Genomic DNA, 22,966 nt, shown 5'->3' on the forward strand with positions numbered 1-22,966 from the left:
GTGCGGTGGTGCTCAGGACGCGGTGCAGGAGCGCACCACTGGGCGGCTCCAGTTGCCGTTGGCCATGGTGGTGAAGCCGAAGACGTTGCCGCTGCCGTTCGACCGCATGGTCATGACGTTCCCGCTGCTGTCCCAGCTCGGGCTGCCGTTCCAGGTGTTGGACACCTTCTGTGGTGGGGTTACCGCTACCACGACGGTCCAATTGCTCGCCCCGCTGACGGTCACCTGGCTGTTGAACCGGTCGCCCCACCTGGTGCTGTCCTGCAGGGTCGCGGTGCACCCGCCGCCCGCAGGCGGGGTGGTGGGCGGAGCCGTGGTCGGCGGGGTCGTGGTCGGCGGCACCGTCGTCGGAGGCCCCGTCGTCGGTGGGGTGGTGCCGTTGTTCAGCGCCGCGAGGACAGCGTCGTACGCCGGCTTCTTCGAGCCGTTGCTGTTGAACAGCAACGGAGTCTGCGACGCCCGCCACGAGTCACTGTCACGGATACCCCACACCGTGATCCCGTTACACCGCGCCACCGCCAGGCAGTCCTCCACCACACTGCGGTACGTGGCCGCCGACGCACCCTGGATGTCCAACTCGGTGATCTGCACATCCACCCCCAACGCCGCGAAACTCGACAACGTGGTGCGGTAGTTACTCACGTACGGCGAGTCGTTGTTGAAGTGCGACTGGAAACCCACACAATCGATCGGCACACCACGCGCCTTGAAATCACGCACCATGTTGTAGACGCCCTGCGTCTTCGCATGCGTCCAGTTGTCCGTGTTGTAGTCGTTGTAACACAGCTTCGCCGTCGGATCCGCGGCATCCGCAGCCCGGAACGCCGCCTCGATCCAGTCATTACCCGTCCGCTGCAAATTCGAGTCACGACGCGCACCCGAACTACCATCAGCGAACGCCTCGTTCACCACATCCCACGCGACCACCTGACCCCGGAAATGCGTCGCCACCTGCGTCACATGGTTGAGCATCGCCTGCCGCAACGCACTACCACTCATGTTCTGCATCCAACCCGGCTGCTGCGAATGCCACGCCAGCGTGTGCCCCCGCACGCTCATCCCACGACTACGCGCATGGTTGACGATCTGATCCGCCGAACCATAACTGAACCGACCCTGCTGCGGCTCAGTAGCATCGATCTTCATCTCGTTCTCAGGCGTCACCATGTTGAACTCACGGTTCAAAATCGTCGTGTACGCACTGTCATTCAACTTCGACGCCGCCACCGCCGTACCGAAATACCGACCCTTCTCGGCAGCCGACGCACCCAGCGTCGTACCGGCGCTCGCCGTGCCCGGCAGGAACGCCGCGCTGGTTGCGGCGAGCAGAGCCGCGGCGGCGAGGACGATCGCCGTACGCGCTCGGGAGCCCGTTTGTGGACGGGTATCCCCGTGGCACCTCTCGATCATGTTTCTTCCTTCCGTGGGACCCGGGGCAGGGCAACTGACGCACCACCCCGGCGGTGGTGGGGTGCCGGGTCGGGACCACGCACGGAAAGGCGCCCGGGAAGAGGCGCAGGCCCTCGATCATCGACCCAGATGGATGTGGAGTATGTCAGCGCCACTCATCGAGGAGCAAGAATTTCCGGAAGTTTCACGAGACGCTGACCGGTTCGGTCGGCACCCCGAAACATCGCTGCCCAGGCGGGTCCCTTGCCGCACGGCGGCGAGGTCACGGCGCACCGGTCATCGTGGATGTGAGGGCGAGAAGCGCCACAATTTCCGGAACTACTTCCGCAACGCTCACCCCCGCAGGGCGCGGCACCCCGACAGCACGCGCACGAGCCAGGCGATCAACGACCGGTGGCTCCGTAGAGCCGGCTGACCGTCTCGGCCACGCAGACGGGCTTGCCGCCGCTGTCGCTCTCCACGGTGACCGCCGCGACCAGTTGCACGCCGCCGATCACCGGGGACACGTCGGCGATGGTGGCGGTGGCCCGTACGGACGCGCCGACCCGCACCGGGGCAGGGAAGCGCACCCGGTTCAGCCCGTAGTTGACCCCCATCGCCACCCCCTCGACCCGGTAGAGCCCGCCGGCCAGCGCCGGCAGCAGCGACAGCGTCAGGTACCCGTGGGCGATCGTCCCGCCGAACGGACCCGCCGCGGCCCGGGCCGGGTCGAGATGAATCCACTGGTGGTCGTCGGTGGCGTCGGCGAAGAGGTCGACGCGGCCCTGCTCGATGCGCTGCCACGGACCGGGCCCGAGGCTCTCGCCGACCGCGGCCGCCAACTCCTCGAACGAGCTGAAGACTCTCATGCCAGGTCTCCTTGGGGCTAGAAGGCGTTGACGCCGGTGAGCGCGCGTCCGATGAGGAGTTGCTGGATCTGGCTGGTGCCCTCGTAGAGGGTGGCGACCCGGGCGTCGCGCAGGTACTTGCCGACCGGGTATTCGTCGATGTAGCCGTACCCACCGAAGACCTGGACCGCATTGTTGGCCGCGCGGACGGCGGCCTCGCTGGCGAAGAGCTTGGCCATCGACGCCTCGGTCGCGAACGGCTGGTCGCGGTCGATCAGGTCGGCCACCTGCCACACCAGCAACCGGGCGGCGGCGGTGTCCACCGCGATGGCGGCGAGCAGTTGTTGGACGAGCTGGTGGCCGGCGATCGGCTTGCCGAACTGGGTCCGTTGCCCGGCGTAGCCGACTGCGGCGTCGAGGCAGCCCTGGGCGATGCCGACACAGCCGGCGGCCACCGACATCCGGCCCTTGGCAAGGGTCGCCAGGGCGAGCCGGAACCCGCTGCCCTCGGCGCCGAGCCGGGCGGTGTCGGGCACCCGCACCTCGTCGAAGCGAAGCTCGCCGGTCGCCTGGCCGCGCAGGCCCAACTTGCCGTGGATCTCCCGGCGGGTCAGGCCCGGGCTGTCGGTGGGCACCAGGAACGCGGTGATGCCCCGGTGTCCGGGGCCGCCGGTGCGGGCGAAGACCAGTGCGACGTCGGCGGTGGTGCCGTTGGTGATGAACGTCTTCGTGCCAGTGAGCAGCCAGTCGGCGCCATCGCGAACCGCGCGGGTCCGCAGTGCGGCCGCGTCGGAGCCGCTGTCCGGCTCGGTCAGCGCGAAACAGCCGAGTGCGGTGCCGGCGCAGAGTCGGGGCAGCCACTCGGCTCGCTGCGCGGCCGTCCCTTGGGCGGCGATCGACTTCGCGACCAGGCCGAGAGAGACCGAGACGATGCCGCGCACCGCCGAGTCGCCCCGGCCGAGCTCCTCCAGGACCAGGCAGTACGCGACGTGATCGCCACCGGAACCGCCGTCGGCCTCGGCAATGGTCAGCCCCAGGAAGCCCAGGTCGCCAAGCATCGCGACGATGGCCGGGTCGACCGACTCGCGCCGGTCCCAGGCGGCGGCGTGCGGCACCAGCTCGCGGTCGGCGAACTCCGCCGCCAACTGGCGGACCGCGGCCTGCTCGGCGGAGAGGGTCAGCTCCATGGCCTTTAAACTAGCGGTGATAGTTTATGCCGTCCAGAGCGGACGGTCGCCGGCTCGTCGGTCACCGGTCGGAGGCCAACCCGGCGTGCCGCTCGGTGGTGAACGCGCGGGCCAGCTCGGTGCGCGAGCGGATGCCAAGTCGGTGGAACACGTTGCGCAGGTGGTGGTCGACCGTACGGGTGGACAGGAACATCCGGGCGGCGATCTCCCGGTTGGTGGCTCCCTCCACGACCAGCTCGGCGATCCGCAGTTGCTGGCCGGTCAACAGTCGCGCCGCCGGCAGGTCCGGCGGACCGACCGACTCCCCGGCCGCACGCAGCTCCGTGGTGGCCTGCTCAGCCCAGCACGCCACCCCGAGCAGGCTGAACATCTCGCGGGCCTGGTGCAGGTGGGTACGCGCATCCCGAGGGCGTCGGCTGCGCCGCAGCTCCTGACCGAAGAGCAGCTCGGTGCGGGCCCGCTCGAACGTGCCGGCCTCCGCCGGGTGCAACCGCAACGCCGTCTGGAAATCCCGTTCCGCCTCGGCGCCGCCCCGCGGTGCGAGCAGCGCGTGGCACCGGGCGGACAGGGCCCGGCGCAACGGGCTCGCGGTGCTGCTGGCCCAGCGGTCGAAGACGGCGAGCGCTGCCGTTGCCGCCGGTCGGTGCGCCAGGTGAGCCGCCGCCTCCACCAGATAGGGGGTCGCCATCACCTGCACGAGGACCTGACCTCGACCGGTGCCGAGCCGGGCCAGCGAGGCCAGCCGGTCCGCCGCCTCGGCGTGCCGGCCGTCGATGAGGTCGAGCACCGCCAGGGCCCACCCGGCGAACGCGTGCGGACGGCTGCCCGGCGTCGGTGACTCGCCGATCTCACGGAGGTGTCGCAGGCTGGTGTCGCGGTCGGCCCGGATCGCGGCGAGCACGGCGAGCATGCCCAGATGGACGTTGGCGCAGTTGACCTGACCCGAGGCGCGGGCGACCCGTAGCCCGTCGCGGGAAGTTTCCGCCGCCGCCTCGTGCCGGCCCAGCCAGTACTCGGCGACCGCCCGCAACTCCAGCGCCCGGGACAGCACGGACAACTCGCTCCGCTCCCGGGCCAATCCGACAGCGCGTTCGGCGAGCCGGTGGGCCGCACCGTCCACGGCCACCACCAGGCCCGCCGCCGCCGCGGAGTTGAGCGCGGTGGGGGTCAGCGCCGGCCCGGTCAACCGGCCGCCCAGCACGACGGCGCGACGCAGCGCGGGGCCGGCCCGCTCATGGTCACCCCGCAGGGTCGCCGCCACCCCGGCGACCAGACAGCCCATCAACTCCATGGCCGGCGGGTCGGTCGGTCGCCGCAACGCCAGCGCCCGACGGCCGACCTCGGCGTACCGGTACTGGTCACCGGCGAAGCAGACGGCCTCGCCGGCCCGCACCAGCCCGGACAGCGCCAGAGCGCGGTCGGTACCAGCCACCGCCGTGGCGGCGGTCAGCAACGTGACAGACGCTCCGGACGCGCCGCCGCAGCGCAGCTCCAACTCACCGTGCAGCAGGTCGGCGCGGCCCCGGACGACCGGGTCCCTGGAGACGGCGCGGAGGCGGTCGAGCAGCAGTCGGGCCATGTCGGGTTGGCCCCCGGCCCAGGCATAACGAGCCGCGGCCAGCAGGCGGGCGGCCGTCTGGGTGGGATGCCCGCTGAGGTCCGCGGCCCAACGCAGCGCCGCCGAGGCGGTGGCCCAGTCGCCGACCCCGCCGGCCGCTGCCTCTTCCAGCTCGGTGGCGAGGGCCGGATCGGCGCCGGCCGTCGCGGCGGCGAGGTGCATGGCCCGGCGCAACCGCTGCCCGTCCGCGACCAGCACCCCGGCGAGTAGTCGGTGCGCCGCGCGGCGCTCGGCGAGTGGCGCGCTGGCCGCGATCATCGTGCGGACCAACGGCTGGGGGAAGGTGACGCCCCGCGGTTCGACGCGGACCAGGCCGGCGACCTCCGCCGGGGCGAGCGCCTCGACCTCGGTGCCGGCCGCCCCCGCGGCCCGGATCAGGGTGCCCGGCTCACCGACCTCGTCGAGCGCGGCGAGCAGCAGCACCCGCCGGGTGTCCGGCGGCAACCGGTCCAGGCGGGCCCGGTACGCACGGCCCAGCGCACCGTCCGCCGGCGGCGCGGCGGGCAGCGCCTCCTCCCCCCGGCACTGGGCCGGGCTGAGCACCTCGGCGAGGTCCACCAGGGCCTGCGGGTTGCCGCCGCCGATCGCGGCCAGCGCGGTCATCACCGACGCGGCAGGCCGCTCGGGCAGGCGGTCGGTGAGGACGGCGACGCTGCTCCACTCGTCGAGCGGCCGGAGCCGGTACGCCGGTATCCCGTCGACCGTGACGGTGACGTCCGCGGTGAGCAGGACGACAACCGGTAGGTGTCGCAGCCGGCGGGCCACGAAGGCCAGCACCTGTGCGGTCTGCGGATCACCCCGGTCGACGTCGTCCATGCTGACGAGGATCGGACGGTCCCCGGCGGCGCTGGCGAGCAACCCGAGGACCGCCATGCACAACGTCAGCTGGCGGTCGGCCGGGCAACTCTCTCCGGCAAGCGCGCGCCGCAGCACCCGGCGCTGCTCGTCCGGCAGGACGGCGGCACGGTGGAGCACCGGGTCGAGCAGGCGTTGCAGGCCGGCGTACGGCAGTTCGGCCTCCTCGGCCAGTCCGCTCGCGGCGAGCACGGTGCAACCCTCGGCGTACCGGTGGGCGTGGCCGACCAGCGCGGTCCGGCCCGAGCCCGGCTCGCCGTGCAGCAGCACGGCCCCACCGCCGCCGGTCACCCCGTCGAGCAGACTCCGGACAGCCTGCCACTCATCGTCCCGGCCACGCAGCACGGTTAGTTGCACTCTTGATGCAGTAACCATGCATGTCAGTGTCACTCATCGGAAACCGAATGGAAAGAGGGGGCGAAATCGGGCCGGCCCGGAATCAGTCGACCGCGACCTCGGCGAGCAGGGCGCCCACGGTGCGGGTCATCACCGCGCGGGCCTGATCCACGCCGAGCCCGAGGCCGTAGCGCAGCATCGACCAGGCCGGCCACATGCTCGCGGCCACGAGGGCGTTGAGCAGTTGCTCCCGCCCCTGGCCGGCCTGGGTCAGCTCGACGGCGAAGAGTTCTTCGACCTCGTCACGCACCCGGTCGATGTGCTTGAGGCGGTTGCGGTGCAGTTGGTCGGAGACCGGCTCGCGCATCTGGGCGGCCCGCGCCGACGGTGTGATGAGCTGGAGCAGCCGGGCCCGTTGCCGGCAGTACGCGTCGACCCGCTTGGCCAGCGGCAGCCCCGGTGAGATCGGCCGGTAGGCGGCGTCCTGCTGGCGGAGCACCTCCGCGCCGCTCGCCTCGAAGAGCGTCTCCATGTCCTTGAAGTTGGTCCAGAGCGTCCGCAGCGAGATGCCGGCCCGTTCGGCGATGCGTTCCCCGGTCGGGCGGAGGTCGCCCTCGGAGATGAGCGCGAGATGCGCCTCGACGATGGCCACGCGGGTGCGCTCGGCCCGGGCGGTGCGCCCGTCGATCCGGCCCGCGACCTCGACCCCGTCCATCCGCCCTCGCCCCTTCACCCCCATGGCGTCCCCCGACGCATCGCCGAGTCTAGACAGGCGGTGATCAGCCGCCCCGGCCCGACCGCCACCGTCGTCATCCGGCCCGGCCGGACAGCGAGACGCCCCCGTCGCAGACGATGGTCTGCCCGGTGATCCAGCCGGCGTCGTCGGAGGCCAGGAAGGCGACCGCGCCCGCCACGTCCGGCGGCAGACCGAGGCGACCGAGCGGGTACCGCGCCGCGACCTCGTCCTCCCGGCCCTCGTAGAGGGCGGCGGCGAAGCGGGTCTTCACCACGCCGGGGGCGACCGCGTTGACCCGGATCGCCGGACCCAACTCCACGGCGAGACTGGCGGTGAGCAGGTTGAGCGCGGCCTTGCTCACCCCGTAGAAGGCGATGCCGGGCGACGGTCCGAGCGCGGAGATCGACGAGACGTTGACGACGCAGCCACCGCGCTCGGCCATGCCGGCGGCGCAGACCTCCTGCACCCAGCCGAGCGCGGCGACCACGTTCACGTCGAGGATCTTGCGTGCCGCCGCCAGGTCCAGCCCGACCAGCGGGCCGTGCACCGGGTTGATGCCGGTGTTGTTGACCAGGAGGTCCACCGGCCCGAACGCCGCACCGACCTGTTGCACGGCGGCAGCTCGGTGCTCGGGGTCGTCGGCGCGCCCGGGCACGGCGATGGCGTACTCCGGCCCGCCCAGGGCGGCAACCGCATCGGCCAGCGCCTCGGGACGTCGGGCGGTCAGACCGACCCGGGCGCCTTCGGCAACGAGGCGTTGGGCGATGGCCAGGCCGATGCCTCGACTGGCGCCGGTGACGATGGCGACACGATCAACGAGGCGGCCCTTATATGCATCCACAGTGCAGATAGTAGGAGGGCTGATCGGTGTCGGTCAACGCCCCGGACGGCAGCCCGCAGACCCCACCGCGGCAACGGACACAGCGTCCGACCGGGCGTGGTCAGACGCGACCACGCCCGGTCGGACACCGGGTGTACGACGGATTTTCAGGAGACGGTCGGCACCCCGTTCGCCGGTGGCGCGACCGGTGCGGCGGTGTACTCGTTGACCGGCCCGTCCGCCTCGTCGGTCTCGTACGCCGGCCCGAAGTAGCTCTGCACTCCCCCGGTCACCCGGCTCAGCCGCTGCCCGCCGTACCCGGAGTGGTCCTTGGCGGAGAAGCGCAGCGGCACCAGCCCGGGGCCCTGGAAGCCACCCTTCTGCACCGCCTCGAGCACCTTCTCCCGAGTGAGGTCCTTGCCGGCGGCGAGCAACGTCTGCACGAAGAGATAGCCGACCGACATGCCGTAGACGGTGTTGCCGTCGAACGGCGCGTCCCCGTTGTACTCCTTATTGATCTTCGTGAAGAGCTGCACCCACGGGTTCGCTGTGTCGTTCTGCATCGGCAGGTAGTTGGTGCCCACCATGCCCTCCAGGATCGGGGCGGCGGCACCGAGTTGCTTGGCCAGGGTCGGGTGGTCGGCGCCGACGTTGGAGACCAGCCACTGCGCCTTGAAGCCCAGCCGCGCGGCGGTGCCGATCGACAGCGCGGTGAAGCCGGGCACGGTGGCGAGCACGACGACCTTGCAACTGGCGGCCTTGAACGCGCCGATCTGCGGCGCCACGTTGGTATTGCTGGTGACGTAGGTCTGCTTGACCGCCACGGCCCCGGCACCGAGCACCTTCTCCACACCGGCCAGGCTGTCCCGGCCGAAGTCGTCGTCCTGGCCGAGGAAGCAGACCTTCTGACCGGCCAGGTTCGTCTTCGCGTAGGTGGCGAGGATCTTGCCCTCGACGGTGTAGTCCGGGTTGAACCCGAACGTGCCGGGGTACTTGTCCGGTTGGTCCCAGCTGCGACTACCGGAGGCGACGAAGAGGTCGGGCACCCGGTTGCTCTTGAGGAAGTCGAGCACTCCGGTGTGCGTCGGCGTCCCGAGACCATTGAGGATGGCGAAGACCTTGTCCTGCAGGACGAGCTGACGGACCACCTGCTGGGTGTTCGCCGGGTTGTAGCCGTCGTCCATGATCTTGTAGGTGATCTTTCGACCATGCACACCGCCCTGGGCGTTGACAAAGTCGAAGTACGCCTTCGTCGCCGGAGCGATCTTCGAGTAGCCGGCCGAGGCCGGGCCGGTCAGCGGCATGTGTGTGCCGACGGTGATCTCGGTGTCGGTGACGCCCGGCACCGATGCTCCGCCGGGACCGGAGCCGTCGTCACCGCTGCAACCGGCGGCGGTGACCAACAAAGCGATGGTGCTGGCGATCGCGAGACCACGTTGTGCCAAACGGTGCATGGAAAACACCGACCTTTCTCGGTCCGGTAATTGAGGGAACGGTGTGGTGGTGGGGTGCCCGGCGGAGGCCGGGCGGGGAACAGCTCAGGAACGCCGGGCCGGCCATCGGGCGAGCAGGCTCCGGCCGAGACGCGACAGCAGGCCCTGCACCCCGCCGGGTGCGGCGATCATGACGACGATCAGCGTGAGCCCGAAGATCGCCAGCGGCAGGTTTCCCTCCAGCCGCTGCGCCACCGCGGGCGAGAGCGTGAACAGTTCGGTCACGGAGTGGGTGAGGTCGGGCAGGGCGACCAGCAGCACAGCCCCCCACAACGCGCCGGTGAGGCGACCGAGACCGCCGATCACCACGGCCATCAGTAGGAACAACGACAGGGTCAGCGAGAACGCTCCGGGAGAGACGCTCTGCGCGAGGACCGCCAGCAACGCCCCGCCGAGCCCGGCGGTGGCGGCACTGACCACGAATGCGAGGACCTGGGTGCGGGCCACGTGGATACCGGCGAGGCGGGCCGCCACCTCGTCGTCGCGGACCGCCCGGAAGGAGCGCCCGTACCGGCTGCGGACCAGGTTCGCCAGCAGCAGCAGGGCCAGCAGGGTGGCCGCGCCGGTGAGCCAGAGCTGCCACCGCTCGTACGGGAAGTACGGGCCGAGCGACAGCGGCGGCGGCTCCACCGGCACCGACAACCCCTGCTCGCCGTTGAACACACCGTCGAAGGTGACGGCCAACGCCGGCACGACGATGGCCACGGCGAGGGTGACCCCGGCCAGGTAGGGGCCGCGCAGCCGGGCCGCCGCCACACCGACCACCGCGCCGACCGCGACCGTGCTGACGATCGCCGCGCCGAGCGAGAGCGGCAACAGCCAGCCACCGGTCATCCCCCGGTCGGCGAACGCGTTCTGACACAGAGCCACGGTGTACGCCCCGGTGGCCATCAACGCGCCGTGCCCGAGCGAGAGTTGCCCGTTGAGCCCGGTGAGGACGGTCAGCCCGGCGGTCGCGCAGAGGTAGGCGGCCACCGTGGCGAGCTGGAAGTTGCGGAACGGCTCGACGGCGTAGCTGACCGCCACCAGCACCAGCCCGACGGCGAGCACCACCGCGAGGTGGCGCAGCAGGGTCGAGCCGAACCGGCGGTCGACCGGTCGGTCACCAGCCTCGACCGGCTGGTGCTTCGGCGGCAGGGCCGCCCTCGTGGCGCTCACACCCGCCTCGCAGCAACCGGGGCGAACAGCCCACCGGGCCGGACCAGCAGCACCGCCAACAGCAGGACCAGCACCGCGAGCGGCGTGAGGTCGCTGCCGGCGTAGCCGCTCACGTAGGAGAGCAGCAGACCCACCACCAGGCCGCCGACCACCGCCCCCGGTGGACTGTCCAGCCCGCCGACCACCGCCGCGGTGAACGCCGAGACGAACACCAGGTCCATCGCGTGCGGATGCAGACCCAGCTCGGTCGGCATGACCAGCATGGCGGCCAGCGCGCCCACCCCGGAGGCGAGCGCCCAACCAAGGGTCAACATGCCACCGACGTTGACCCCGAGCAGCCGGGACACCTCAGGAGCGAAGGCCGCCGCGCGCATCCGCAGCCCGACCGGGGTACGGGCGAACATCCAGGCCAGGCCGCTCACCACCACCCCGATCGCGGCGAAGACGAACAGGTCGTACGGCGACAGCACGGCGACTCCGCCCACGGTGAGGGCGGACCGACTGAACGGCGCCTCTGCGGGGCGGAACTCGTTGCCGTACACCATGCCCAGCACCGCCTGGATCAACAACACCAGACCGAGCGCGACGATCACGGGGTTGAGTGGTGAGGCGTGGTCGACGTGCCGCATCACGACGCGGTCGACGAGCGCACCGAGCAGCAGTCCGGCGACGATCGCGACCGCGAAGCCCAGCCAGTAGGAGCCGGTCGTGGTCGAGACGGTGTAGGCGACGTACGCGGCGGCGACGGCCATCGCCCCCTGGGCGAAGTTGACGACCCGAGCCGCCCGCCAGATGAGCACCAGGGCCAGCGCGAACGCGGCGTACACCGCGCCCCGGGACAGGCCGTCGACGGTGAGGAAGACGAAGCGGTCCAACAGTCCTCCCTCCGGGGGGCGAGGTGGTGGTCAGAAACCGAGGTACGCATGGCGCAGGTCGACGTCGTCACGCAGTTGCACCGCCGGGGCGGCGATCACCACCCGGCCGAGGGACATCACCACCCCCTGGTCGGCGACGGCGAGTGCGCTGCGGACGTTCTGCTCGACCAGCAGCACGGTCAGGCCGGTGCTGTCGCGCAACTGGCGGAGCAGGGCCATGGTCCGGGCGACCACCCGCGGCGCCAGGCCGAGCGACGGCTCGTCGAGCAGCAGCAGTCGGGGTCGGCCGACCAGGGCCCGGCCGAGCGCGAGCATCTGCCGCTCACCGCCGGAGAGCTGGTGGCCGAGGTGCCGGCGACGTCGGGCCAGGGGTTCGAAGAGCTGGTAGACCTCGTCGAGCGCGCGAGCGGCGTCGGCCCGGTCGCGCCGCCATAGCCCGCCGAGTCGCAGGTTCTCGTCGACCGTCAACTCGCTGATCACGCCCCGCCCCTCCGGCACGTGCGCCATGCCGCGCCGGACGAGCTGCTCCACGGGCGTACCCCGGAGTTCCTCGCCGGCGAGGAGCACCTGGCCCGCCGCCGGGCGGATCATGCCGGAGAGCGCGCGCAACAGGGTCGTCTTGCCGGCGCCGTTGGCACCGACGACCGCGGCGATCGTGCCGGCCGTGACGGTGAGGTCGATGGCCTGCAGCACGGGCGCGGCGCCGTAACCAGCGACCAGCCCGCGCACGACGAGCAGGTCCGGCGCGCTCATGCGGCTTCACTGTCGACGGCGGCACCCAGGTAGGCGTCGGTTACCGCCGGGTCGTCACGGATCTCGTCCGGAGCGCCGGTGGCGATGACCCGGCCGAAATCGAGCACCACGATGTCGTCGCAGACGGCCATCACCAGGTCCATGTGGTGCTCGACCAGGAGCACGGCACAGGGATCGGTGTCGCGCCGGGGCAACTGGCGGACCAGCTCAGCCAGCTCGGCGATGTCGTCGGCGCCGAGGCCACCGGCGGGCTCGTCGAGCAGGAGCAGCCGGGGCCGGGCGGCGAGCGCGCGGGCCAGTGCGACCCGCTGGCGTACGGCGAAGGGCAGTGTGGTCGGGGCGGCCCCGGCGTGGCCGGCGATCCCCAGGTCGTCGAGGATGTCCAGGGCGTGCCGACGCAGCCGGCGCTCGTCGCGATCGCTGGCCGGAAGCCCGAGCAGCGCCGAGACGAAGCCCGCGCGGGCGGTGTGTGCGGCGCCGGTCATCACGTTCTCCAGCACGGTGAGCCCGGCGAAGAGCCCGGTGCCCTGCAGGGTCCGGGCGATGCCGAGCCGGGTCAGCTGGTGCGGCCGTGGCCGTAACTTCCTGCCGTCGAGGGTGAGCGCACCCGTCTCCGGCGCGATGAAACCGCAGATCACGTTGAAGAGCGTGGTCTTGCCGGCGCCGTTGGGCCCGATCACGCCCACCACCCGGTTGGGTGGCACCCGCAGTGAGACGTCGTCAAGGGCGGTGAGGCCGCCGAAACGGACGCCGATGTGGTGCAGTTCGAGGCCGCGCTCCATCACCCATCCCTCTGTCGTGGCGGGTGTTATTTACACTCGCAGTGTACGTTTCTCGGGTATCGCGTCAAGACCCTTCGATGCCGGCCCCGCACAGGCGAAAGGGGCGGTCGCCGGTGGCGACCGCCCCTTCTGTCACGGTCAGGCGCTGGGGCAGGTGTTGCGGTACTCCTCGATCTGCGAGCCGCTCGGGCCGGGGCAGAGGAACTGCTCGTAGCGTGTGTCGTCGTCGACGAACCGCTTCAGCCAGGCCACCATCTGCCGTGCGGTCGGCGTGTTCGTCGTCTGCGGGAAGAAGTGGCTCGCCCCGTTCAGCTCCAGGTACGCCTTCTCGGCGGAGGCCGGGATGCTGTTGTAGAACGGCACCGAGTGCGACGAGACCGGCGCGACAGTGTCGCTCTCGCCACCGATGATGAGCGTCGGCACCCGCAGTTCGGACCAGGTCTTGTCGGTGTTCCACGGTGCGAGCGGCACCGCGGCCTGCAACGACGGCCGCGACGAGGCCGCTTCCAGGCTGCCCCCGCCGCCCATGGAGTGGCCGGCCACCGCGAGTCGACTGCTGTCGATCCGGGTACGCACCGAACTGCGCTGGGTGAGGTAGTCCAGCGCGGCGAGCAACTGCCGCCCCCGACTGTCCGGCTGGTCCAGACGGCTGTTGGTCTCGATGCCGATCACCACGAAACCGTGCGAGGCGATCCGCGGCCCGAGCCAGCTGATGCTGGACCAGGCTGCGGTGTAGCCGGGCGAGATGGCGACGGCGCCGAAGGTGCCCTCGCTGGTGCTGGTCGGGTAGTAGATGACGCCGCCGCCGAAGCCGGTGACGCTCAGCGACGACACGCTCTGCGAGGCCGTGGCGAACGGACCGCGACTGGCCTCCAAAATCGAGGTGGTCGGGGCCGGGCCCCGCTCGTACGGGCCCGCGGCCTGCGCGGCGCCGGTCGGTCCGGTCAGGACGACGCCGGCGACGAGGGTGGCGGCCAGCGCGAGCCGGGCGGCCACGGAACGGGGACGGGTGGTGGTTGGTGAGGACACGTCGGGCACTCCCTAAAGTCGAGGGATATCGACGTGCGTCAGTTTTGGCCCTCTCCGCCGATCCACGCATCGGTGAAATCACCAGTCCCGGCCGCGGACGCCGAGATCACTTGTGTTTCGACCTCCTGACCACGGGTAGCAGGGCAGGCGCCGGCCCACCCACGCGCCACGGAGAGGTTCGTTCAGTGGATTCAAGCAAGCCCGCCGAGGCGGTCAAGAACGCCGTGAAGGCAGCCTCAGGAAAGATCGCCGACGCCCTGACCCCGGATGTCCCGGGCGCGCCGGGAAGCGCGCCGCCGACCGTCGAGGAGCCGACGACGCCGCACGACCCGCTGCCGCCGAAGCCGGAACAGGGGGCACAGCAGACGCGTACGCCGACCGGCGCCAAGACCGGTGCGCCGGCCACCGCGAACGGTCAGCAGGGTGCCTACCTGACGACCGCGCAGGGGGCTCGGCTGCGCGACACGGACCACTCGCTCAAGGCCGGCCCGCGCGGCCCGGTGCTCCTGCAGGACCACCACCTACGCGAGAAGATCACGCACTTCGACCACGAACGCATTCCGGAGCGCGTGGTGCACGCCCGGGGCGCCGGCGCGCACGGTGTCTTCACCGCGTACGGCACCGCCGAGGCGGTCACCAGGGCCGGCTTCCTCAAGAAGGGGCGCGAGACCGAGGTCTTCGTCCGGTTCTCCACCGTGCTCGGTTCGCGGGGTTCGGCCGACACGGTCCGCGACACCCGTGGCTTCGCCACGAAGTTCTACACCGACGAGGGCACCTTCGACCTGGTCGGCAACAACATCCCGGTCTTCTTCATCCAGGACGCGATCAAGTTCCCGGACATCATCCACGCCGGCAAACCGCACCCGGACCGGGAGATCCCGCAGGCGCAGAGCGCCCACGACACCTTCTGGGACTTCGTGTCGCTGCACACCGAGGCGCAGCACCACACCATCTGGAACATGTCCGACCGGGGCATCCCGCGTTCGTACCGGACGATGGAGGGCTTCGGCGTGCACACCTTCCGCCTCGTCAACGAGGCCGGGGAGACGGTGCTGGCCAAGTTCCACTGGAAGCCGAAGCTGGGCGTGCACTCGTTGACCTGGGAGGAGGCTCAGCTGCTCGGCGGCATCGACCCGGACTTCCACCGCCGCGACCTCTACGACGCCATCGAGGCCGGCGCGTACCCCGAGTGGGAGCTGGGCATCCAGGTCTTTCCGGACACTCCCGAGGAGACCTTCGCCGGCATCGACCTGCTGGACCCGACGAAGATCGTGCCGGAAGAGTTGGCCGAGGTGCAGCCGATCGGGCGGCTGGTGCTCAACCGGACCCCGACGAACTTCTTCGCCGAGACCGAACAGGTCGCCTTCCACCTCGGTCACCTGCCCCCGGGCATCGACGTCACGAACGACCCGCTGTTGCAGGGCCGACTCTTCTCGTACGTCGACACGCAGCTCACCCGGCTGGGTGGGCCCAACTTCTCGCAGATCCCGATCAACCGCCCGCACGCCGCCGTGAACGACATGCTGCGCGACGGCTTCCACCAGCACGCCGTGCACGCGGGCGTCGCGCCGTACCGACCGAACTCGCTCGACGGCGGCAACCCGTTCCCCGCCGGGGACGCCGAGCACGCCTTCGTCGACGTGCCGGTCACGGTCGCGCAGGCACCGAAGGTCCGCGCGAACCCGGCCTCGTTCGACGACCACTACAGCCAGGTCCGCCTGTTCTGGCTGAGCATGTCGCCGGTCGAGAAGGAACACATCATCCGGGCGTACACCTTCGAACTGGGCAAGTGTTACCACCAGGCGATCAAGGAGCGGCAGCTGCGGAGCCTCGCCAACATCGACCCGGTGCTCTGCGAGCAGGTCGCCACCGGCCTGGGCCTGCCCGCGCCGCAGCCGACCGTGCCGCTCGCCGACGTCACACCCAGTCCGGCGTTGTCGCAGGTCGGTCGGGATTGGCCGAGTGACGGCCGCATCGTCGGGATCGTCGTCGACCCGGACGGCGATCTGGACGGCGTCGACGAGGTCCGCCGGACCGTGTTCGACGCCGGCATGGTGCCGCTGCTGATCGCCCCGCACGGCGGCATGGTGGGCGACCTGCCGGTGCAGCGCACCTTCGCCACCGCCCGGTCGGTCGAGTTCGACGCGGTCCTGCTGGCCGGAGCGCCGGCACCCGCACCGGACGCCCTGCCCGCCCGCGACGCCAAGGCGGGCAGCCCGGACCCGGCCACCGTGGACCCCCGTGTGCTGCTGCTCGTCGAGGAGTGCTGGCGGCACGCCAAGGCGATCGGCGCCTGGGGTGGCGGCGTCACCGTGCTGGAGCAGGCCGGTGTCGCCGGCACCCCCGGCGTCGTGGCGGCGGCATCGGGCGCCGAGGCGCTGACGGCGGTGCAGCAGTTGATGGCCGCGCACCGGGTGTGGGAACGGTTCCCGGCGTCGGTCGCCTGACCCGACCGGTCAGTGCCGAGGGCTGTCCTCCCTGCACCGGGAGGGCAGCCCTCGGCGCACGTCAGGCTGCTATTTCCTGGTCCATTGCAGATGGCTGCTGGCGCTGCAATCGCGCTGCTCGATCAACGCCCCGTTCGCGGTGCTCTGGCCGACCGCGCCCAGGCACATCCCGCTGTGCGCGTTGACCAGTTGGCCACCCTCGTTCAGGGCGAACTGCTGCGCCGGGGTCGTGTTGCAGGTGGTGAGCTGGATCGCCGCCCCGGCGTCGCTGGACGCGCCGAGCACGTCCAGGCAGCGCCCGCCCAACTGCACGCTCCCGTCCGGTCGCATCACCCAGAGCTGGTTGCGTGCGCGGTCGTCCCGGCAGTCGGAGAGTTGGAGCCGGACCGGGTCCGGTGAGTCCGGCGCGGCGATGTCCAGGCACCGGTTGCTCGCCACCCCGACGAGCTGGTACCCGGACCGTGCGGGCGGCGCGTCCGGCGTCGACGACAGGCGAGGGTCGGGCCTGGCGCTCGGGGTGGCTCCGCCCGCCGCCGACGCCGGCCGGAAGCCCGCGGTGACCCTCCGGAACGCCTCCGCTCCCGCCGACCAGGCGGCCTCGGGCGTCAGCCAGGCGATGCTGTAACCCTTCCGCTTCTCCGTCGTGAAGGTGCGCTGGCGGGCATGCATCGCCGTGTGCGCGTCGCTGCGGAAGACCCATTCCAGGTCGGCGGCCTTGAGCTGGTAGTTGACGGCGAGCAGCTCGACCCGACGGTAGTCGCGGTACCGCTCGCTGACCGCGGGGCTGCTCAGCTCCGCCAGCGGATCGCTACGAGGCGAGTCGGTCTCGTTGACGACGAGCATCCGCTCGCCGTCCGGCTCGTGGAACTCGACCCGCTGGCCATGCCGGACGACCTGCCAGTCGCGCGGTGCCGGCAGGGTAAAGCCGGTGTCGTCCCGGTAGACCGACCACGAGATCGGCGGGAACGTGCCGGTGGTCGGTGCGTCGTCCGGCGTCGACGGCGCCCCCGCAGCGGCGGCGTCCACCAACTCGGCCCCGCTGCCCGTCGCACCCGGCTCGCGGCGGTTGGCCAACGGAATCCCGATCACCAGGCCGAGCGCGACCAGGGTCGCGACGCCGCCGAGGAGCAGGGTTCGCCGTCGGCGGGCCGCCCCCGGACCGGCACCGTCCGCTGCGGCTCCGGCCGGTGACCGGGGTACGTCGTGCACCTCGATCGCGCGCGGCCCGGTCTCCGCCGCCCTCGGCCGGCGCACGGCGGGCACCCGACGCCACGTCACCGCGACGGGCTTCGACGTGCCGTCGAGCGCCGCGCGGAGCAACTGCTCGGCGGTCTCCGCGGCCATCCGGTCGGCCGGATCCTTCTGCAGCAGGCCGGCCAGCACCGGTGCGAGCGGTCCCGCGTGCCGCGCCGTCGGCGGTGGTTCGGTGACCAGCGCGGTGAGGCTCATCAGGCTGGACGGCCGAGCGTACGGCGACTGACCCTCGACTGCGGCGAAAAGGGTCGCGCCGAGCGACCAGAGGTCCCCTTCCGGGCCCACGGTGCCGCGCATGGCCCGCTCGGGAGAGACGTACGCGGGCGAACCGAGCACCACACCGGTGAGGGTCAGGTTCACGTCCTCGACGGCGGTGGCCAGGCCGAAGTCGGTGAGCACGATCCGGCCGTCCGCGCCGACGAGGATGTTGGCCGGTTTGACGTCGCGGTGCATGATCCCGGCGCGGTGGGCGGCGCGGAGCGCGCCGAGCACGGCCAACCCGATGGCGGCTGCCCGTACCGGTGGGATGGGGCCGTCGGTGGTGATGGTGTCGTGCAGCGAACGGGACGGCACGTACTCCATGACGATCTGCGGATCACCGTCGGCGCCCAGCAGCACATCGAAGACCCGGACGACGTTGGCGTGGTCGAGCTGCGCGATCGCCCGGGCCTCCCGAAGTGACCGGATCCGCAATTCCTGTCGCGCCTGATCGGTGAGACCGGGCGGTGGAACGATTTCCTTGATAGCGACGTCCCGCTGAAGCATTCGGTCGCGGGCCTTCCACACTCGACCCATTCCGCCTTGGCCGAGGAGCTCCAGGACTTCATACCGATCGGTAACAAGAAGCGGTAACATCTGTGGCACCCGGAGAGGCTACCTGTCCCGCCGGGCGCGCAATTTTTGGCAGGCTGAGAAGGGCCGCCAGGTGACCTGGGTCATTCCCTTCCGGGCACATTTTTTCGGGGCCCCGAGCCGGTGCCGGCGCACCGATGGTCCATCCGGAATCGCTCTTTGTGGACAGTGGCCGCCGGCACCGCCGCAACAGGGTTCAGCCGATCTCGGCCAACCGGGGCAGCACCTCGTCGCCAAGCCGCTGCGCGAACTCCACCGGGTGCCGATCCGGCGTGACCTGCACCTCGGTCACACCGAGCGCGGCGTAGTCGGACACCTCGGCGAGGAACCCGTCGGTGTCGTTCAGTGGGGGTCGGGAGGCGACCACCGTCTTCTCGATGGTGTCGTAGTCACGGCCCTCTGCGGTGCAGTGCCCGCGCAGCACGTCCAGCTTGCGTGCCACCTCGTCGGCGCCCTTGTCGGTGCCGAACAGATTGCAGGCGTCGGCATATCGGGCCACCAGCAGCAGGGTCTTCTTCTCACCGCCGCCGCCGATCATGATGGGCGGACGCGGACGGCTCACCGGCTGCGGCGAGTTGATCGTCTCGGTGAGCTGGTAGTACCGCCCGTCGAACGGCCCGTTGTCGTCACCCCACATCTGCAGGCAGATGCGCAGCGTCTCCTCCAGCCGCTCGAACCGCTCGGCCATCGGGACCACCGGCACGCCGAGGCCGCGCTGCTCCCGCTCGTACCAGGACGCGCCGATGCCGAGGCGGGCACGTCCGCCGGAGAGCACGTCGAGGGTCGTCACGGTCTTGGCGAGCAACCCCGGGTACCGGTACATCACACCGGTGACCAGCACACCCAGCGTCATCCGCTGAGTCTTCGCCGCCACGTAGCCCAACGTCGTGTACGCCTCCAGCATCGGCTCCTCGGCCGAGGCCACCGCTTCCATCTGGAAGAAGTGGTCCATCACCGTGAACGAGGCGACGCCGGCCTGGTCGGCGATGGTCGCCGTCTGCGCCAGGGTGGGCGCGATCGCGGCCGGGTCGGCGGGGGTCGAGTAACTCCAGTAGTGCAGCCCGAGCTTCATGTTCGGCACCTCCGGATCGAGCCTAGTGGCCTCCGGGGTCCGCGGTGCGCCTCTCGGCGAGGCCTGCCGGCGGGGCTGGCCGCGTCCATTACCGGTTCATGACAATTCGTGGATCACCCGCGGATATCCGACTGGCAGCTTCTGCTGAGTGATCCAAGAGCTGTCTTCCACCGAGTTTCGGCCCGTCGAGAACGAACCTGACGCGACGCGTGTCCGCTTCCGTCACCGTTATCGGACCGGGACCACCTCGGCCGCGCAGCGGTCCCAACGGGCGGAGTGGGCCGATGCGGCGAAGGGCGTCTGCATCATCCTCGTCGTCCTGTGGCACGTCGTCGTCAAGGACTACCTGCAGTTCGACTGGCACGTGCCGGTGCCGGTGCCGGGGCTGTGGGGAACGTTGGGTGAGCAGTTCCTACCGCTGCGGATGCCGCTGTTCTTCACCATTTCGGGCGTCTTCGCGGCGAACGCCGCCCAGCGGCCCTGGCGGGTCGTCGCCCGCAGCCGCATCGCCGGGTTCCTCTACCTGTACGCCGTCTGGCTGCTGATCCACACCGCGATCCTCGCCGCCGCTCCGGAGTTGCCGACCGACCGCGCCACCTCGCCCCTCGGCCTGCTGGAGCAGCTCACCATCACGCCGTCCAACCTCTGGTACCTGTACGCCCTGGCGCTGTACTTCACCATCGCCAAGGCGACCCGTAGGGTGCCCCGGGTGCTGGTCCTCGTACCCGCCGCGGTGCTGTCCGCCGTCGCCGCCGCCGGCCTGCTCGACACCCCGGGCAACCGCGCCGGCCTCTACCAGAATCTGATCTTCTTCCTCGCCGGCCTGTACCTGCGCCCGCAGATCCACCGGTGGGCGGCCACCGCCACCCGCCGCCGCCTCGTGCTGACCTCGGTCGCCTACCTCCTCGCGCTCGCCGCGATGGCGGTGGCCGGCGCCCAGCAGTGGTTCGGCGTGTGGCCGGCGGTCTCCGTCGTGGCAGTGATCTTCGGCATAACCGCCGCTGCCAGGCTGGCCCGGTGGGCGACTCTGAGCAACCCGCTGGCTAGGCTCGGCCGCATCACACTGCCGATCTACGTCATCCACATGCCGGTCCTGGCTCTGCTGCACCGGCTGTTGGTCGTACCGGTTTCCGGGCTGGGCCGGCCCGCTCAGGGCCTGATCGTGCTCGGTTATCCGGTTCTGCTGACCGGGCTGGTGATCGCCCTGAGCCTGGGCATCCACCGCGGGTTGTTGGCGGTGCGCGCACGCTGGCTGTTCGCGCTCCCCGGCTCCCGCCGGGTGGAGGCGGCCGGATGAACACCCTGGCCGAGGCGGTGGTCGATCTTGACGCCATCGCCAACAACGTGCGGGCGATCACGGCGGTCACCGGCACCGACCTGATGGCCGTCGTGAAGGCGGACGGGTTCGGTCACGGCGCGGTGCAGGTGGCCCGTGCGGCGCTGCGTGCCGGCGCCAGCTGGTTGGGGGTGACCTCGGCGGCAGAGGCGCTGGCCCTGCGTGCCGCGGGTGTGACCGCGCCCACGTTGAGCTGGCTGCACCGGCCGAGCGACGACTTCGGTAAGTTGATCAACGCTGGCGTTGACGTCGGCGTGTCGACACCGACGCACCTGCATGCCGTCGTCGACGCGGTCCACCTGCTCGGCGTGCCAGCGATGGTGCAGCTCAAGGCGGACACCGGGTTGTCCCGCAACGGGGCGGCCGGGGACGACTGGCCCGAACTGGTCAGTTGGGCCCGCAAGTACGAGCGGGAGGGCGGGATCCGGGTGCGCGGGGTGTGGTCCCACCTCATCGACGCGGACATGCCGGGCAGTCCCGAGCTGGACCGGCAGGTGACGACCTTCGAGGAGGCGCTGCGCGTCGCCCGCTCGGCCGGCCTCGACCCTGATCTGGTGCACCTGGCCAACTCGGCGGCCGCCTTGTCCGCACCGCAGACCCGCTTCGACCTCTGCCGGATCGGGATCGCGCTGTACGGCGTGGACCCGTTCGGGGCGAGCGGTCCGGGTGAATTCGGGCTGCAGGCGGCCATGACGCTGCGCACGAGCGTGGTCAACGTCAAGCGGGTGCCGGCCGGCACCGGCGTCTCCTACGGGCCCGAACACGTGACCGGCGCGCCGACCACGCTGGCGCTGCTGCCGCTCGGCTACGCCGACGGGCTGCCCCGCGCCACCGGCGGCCGCGCCTGGGTGTGGCTCGGCGGCCGGCGGTGCCCGATCGTCGGGCGCATCGCCATGGACCAGTGCGTGGTCGACGCCGGGGACCTGCCCGTGACGATCGGTGACCCGGTCGTGGTGTTCGGCCCCGCAGAGGGTGACCAGACCCCACCCACGGTCGTCGAGTGGGCCCGCTGGGCGGGCACCAACCCGCACGAGATCTTGACCGGCATCGGGCCACGGGTGGCCCGCGACCACCTCCACGAAAGGGCACCGATTTCATGACGACCCGACTGGCAGTGCTGTACGGCGGGCAGAGCGGCGAGCACGAGGTGTCCTGCCGCTCGGCGGCGAGCATCCTCGCCAATCTGGACCGTGAGCGGTACCAGGTCACCGAGGTGCTCATCGACCGTGACGGTGGGTGGCATGTCGACGGCCGTCCGATGCCCCTCCCCCAGGCGCTGCGTGTCCTGCGTACCCAGGAGGTGGTCTTCCCGGCCCTGCACGGCCCCTACGGCGAGGACGGCACGGTGGCGTCGCTGCTGGAGTGGCTCGGCGTGCCGTACGTCGGCAACGGTGTCTTCGCCAGCGCCGCCGGCATGGACAAGGGTGTCACCAAGCGGCTGCTCGCCGCGGAGGGCCTGCGGGTGAGCCCGGGGGTGACGCTGCGGGCCGGCGAGGAGCTGTCGCCCGACGATCGGCGACGGCTGGAGCTGCCGGTCTTCGTCAAGCCGGCTCGCGCCGGTTCCAGCCTGGGCGTCGTCAAGGTGAACGACTGGGCGGGAGTTGCCGCCGCGCTGGATGAGGCCCGCCAGGTCGACCCGAAGGTGCTGGTCGAGCAGGGGGCGCGGGGGCGTGAGATCGACGTGGCGGTCCTCCAGCACCCGGACGGCCGGGTACAGGCCGGCCCTCCGCTGGAGATCCGGGTGACCGGTGCCGGCTTCTTCGACTACGACGCCAAGTACGACGGCGGGGCGGTCTTCCAGATCCCCGCCCCGCTCGACGCGGCGACCACCGAGGTGCTCCAGGACCGCGCGATCCGCGCCTTCCACGCCCTCGACTGTCGTGGGCTGCTCCGGGTCGACTTCTTCCTGCCCACGGAGGGATCGCCCGAGCCCATCGTGAACGAGGTCAACACCTTCCCCGGGTTCACCGCCGCCTCGCAGTTCCCCCAGATCTGGCAGACCGCCGGCCTCGAATTCGCCACCCTGATCGACATCCTGATCGCCGGCGCGCTGGTGGACCAGGACCGGGTCCGCTACAGCGGGTTGCCCCGGCAGGCGCGAGCGGTCAACCTGGTGTGAGGCGGTG

General features: G+C 71.2%; 18 protein-coding genes. 4 read left to right on the forward strand and 14 right to left on the reverse strand.

Annotated elements, in window-relative coordinates:
* Window positions 1–12 precede the first annotated feature (12 nt).
* The 12 genes from JOD64_RS01370 to JOD64_RS01425 form a co-directional block, all read right to left on the reverse strand.
* Window positions 13–1,410 (reverse strand): glycoside hydrolase family 10 protein, encoded by a 1,398-nt coding sequence (locus JOD64_RS01370; RefSeq protein WP_204940490.1) that lies wholly within the window; start codon window positions 1,408–1,410, stop codon window positions 13–15.
* A gap of 383 nt (window positions 1,411–1,793) precedes the next feature.
* Window positions 1,794–2,258, reverse strand: a complete 465-nt coding sequence (locus JOD64_RS01375; RefSeq protein ID WP_204940491.1) for a MaoC family dehydratase — start codon at window positions 2,256–2,258, stop codon at window positions 1,794–1,796.
* Window positions 2,259–2,275: 17 nt separating this feature from the next.
* Entirely contained in the window at window positions 2,276–3,424 is a 1,149-nt protein-coding gene (locus JOD64_RS01380) for an acyl-CoA dehydrogenase family protein (RefSeq protein ID WP_204940492.1), read from the reverse strand.
* Window positions 3,425–3,485: 61 nt separating this feature from the next.
* Complete coding sequence (locus JOD64_RS01385; RefSeq protein ID WP_204940493.1) at window positions 3,486–6,272, reverse strand: AAA family ATPase; 2,787 nt, start codon at window positions 6,270–6,272, stop codon at window positions 3,486–3,488.
* Between the two features lie 64 nt (window positions 6,273–6,336).
* A complete protein-coding gene (locus JOD64_RS01390; RefSeq protein ID WP_204940494.1) occupies window positions 6,337–6,948 on the reverse strand; it encodes a TetR/AcrR family transcriptional regulator in 612 nt (203 codons plus the stop codon).
* Window positions 6,949–7,042: 94 nt separating this feature from the next.
* A complete protein-coding gene (locus tag JOD64_RS01395; RefSeq protein ID WP_204940495.1) occupies window positions 7,043–7,810 on the reverse strand; it encodes an SDR family oxidoreductase in 768 nt (255 codons plus the stop codon).
* Between the two features lie 146 nt (window positions 7,811–7,956).
* Complete coding sequence (locus JOD64_RS01400; protein ID WP_204940496.1) at window positions 7,957–9,243, reverse strand: ABC transporter substrate-binding protein; 1,287 nt, start codon at window positions 9,241–9,243, stop codon at window positions 7,957–7,959.
* Between the two features lie 84 nt (window positions 9,244–9,327).
* Window positions 9,328–10,440: a branched-chain amino acid ABC transporter permease gene (locus JOD64_RS01405; protein ID WP_204940497.1), complete on the reverse strand. Its 1,113-nt coding sequence runs from the start codon at window positions 10,438–10,440 to the stop codon at window positions 9,328–9,330.
* Window positions 10,437–11,315 (reverse strand): branched-chain amino acid ABC transporter permease, encoded by an 879-nt coding sequence (locus JOD64_RS01410; protein ID WP_204940498.1) that lies wholly within the window; start codon window positions 11,313–11,315, stop codon window positions 10,437–10,439. Before JOD64_RS01410 ends, JOD64_RS01405 begins: the two co-directional genes overlap by 4 nt.
* Before the next feature lie 30 nt (window positions 11,316–11,345).
* Entirely contained in the window at window positions 11,346–12,068 is a 723-nt protein-coding gene (locus JOD64_RS01415) for an ABC transporter ATP-binding protein (RefSeq protein WP_204940499.1), read from the reverse strand.
* Complete coding sequence (locus JOD64_RS01420) at window positions 12,065–12,850, reverse strand: ABC transporter ATP-binding protein (protein WP_204940500.1); 786 nt, start codon at window positions 12,848–12,850, stop codon at window positions 12,065–12,067. Before JOD64_RS01420 ends, JOD64_RS01415 begins: the two co-directional genes overlap by 4 nt.
* A gap of 138 nt (window positions 12,851–12,988) precedes the next feature.
* Window positions 12,989–13,879 carry an alpha/beta hydrolase family protein gene (locus tag JOD64_RS01425; protein ID WP_204940501.1) on the reverse strand — a complete coding sequence of 297 codons (891 nt, stop codon included), beginning with the start codon at window positions 13,877–13,879 and terminating at the stop codon, window positions 12,989–12,991.
* Between the two features lie 185 nt (window positions 13,880–14,064).
* Here JOD64_RS01425 and JOD64_RS01430 point away from each other — a divergent pair, with 185 nt between their 5' ends.
* The gene (locus tag JOD64_RS01430; protein ID WP_204940502.1) at window positions 14,065–16,326 is read left to right on the forward strand and encodes a catalase; all 2,262 of its coding nucleotides are present in this window, start codon (window positions 14,065–14,067) and stop codon (window positions 16,324–16,326) included.
* Between the two features lie 69 nt (window positions 16,327–16,395).
* Here JOD64_RS01430 and JOD64_RS01435 read toward each other — a convergent pair whose 3' ends face one another.
* Together JOD64_RS01435 and JOD64_RS01440 are read right to left on the reverse strand one after the other, a co-directional pair.
* Window positions 16,396–18,435 carry a serine/threonine protein kinase gene (locus tag JOD64_RS01435; RefSeq protein WP_307813892.1) on the reverse strand — a complete coding sequence of 680 codons (2,040 nt, stop codon included), beginning with the start codon at window positions 18,433–18,435 and terminating at the stop codon, window positions 16,396–16,398.
* A 193-nt stretch (window positions 18,436–18,628) separates the two neighbouring features.
* On the reverse strand, window positions 18,629–19,504 hold the full coding sequence (locus JOD64_RS01440) for an LLM class F420-dependent oxidoreductase (RefSeq protein WP_204940504.1): 876 nt from the start codon (window positions 19,502–19,504) through the stop codon (window positions 18,629–18,631).
* Window positions 19,505–19,652: 148 nt separating this feature from the next.
* Between JOD64_RS01440 and JOD64_RS01445 the strand changes: the two genes are divergently transcribed.
* From JOD64_RS01445 to JOD64_RS01455, 3 genes are read left to right on the forward strand one after another with little or no spacing between them, the layout of a single operon-like run.
* Window positions 19,653–20,801 carry an acyltransferase family protein gene (locus JOD64_RS01445; RefSeq protein ID WP_204940505.1) on the forward strand — a complete coding sequence of 383 codons (1,149 nt, stop codon included), beginning with the start codon at window positions 19,653–19,655 and terminating at the stop codon, window positions 20,799–20,801.
* Window positions 20,798–21,940 (forward strand): alanine racemase, encoded by a 1,143-nt coding sequence (alr, locus tag JOD64_RS01450; protein WP_204940506.1) that lies wholly within the window; start codon window positions 20,798–20,800, stop codon window positions 21,938–21,940. The genes JOD64_RS01445 and alr overlap by 4 nt, the downstream gene beginning before the upstream one ends.
* Complete coding sequence (locus JOD64_RS01455; RefSeq protein ID WP_204940507.1) at window positions 21,937–22,959, forward strand: D-alanine--D-alanine ligase family protein; 1,023 nt, start codon at window positions 21,937–21,939, stop codon at window positions 22,957–22,959. The genes alr and JOD64_RS01455 overlap by 4 nt, the downstream gene beginning before the upstream one ends.
* The last annotated feature ends 7 nt before the right edge of the window (window positions 22,960–22,966 follow it).

The organism is Micromonospora luteifusca (assembly GCF_016907275.1).
GTDB classification, from domain to species: domain Bacteria; phylum Actinomycetota; class Actinomycetes; order Mycobacteriales; family Micromonosporaceae; genus Micromonospora; species Micromonospora luteifusca.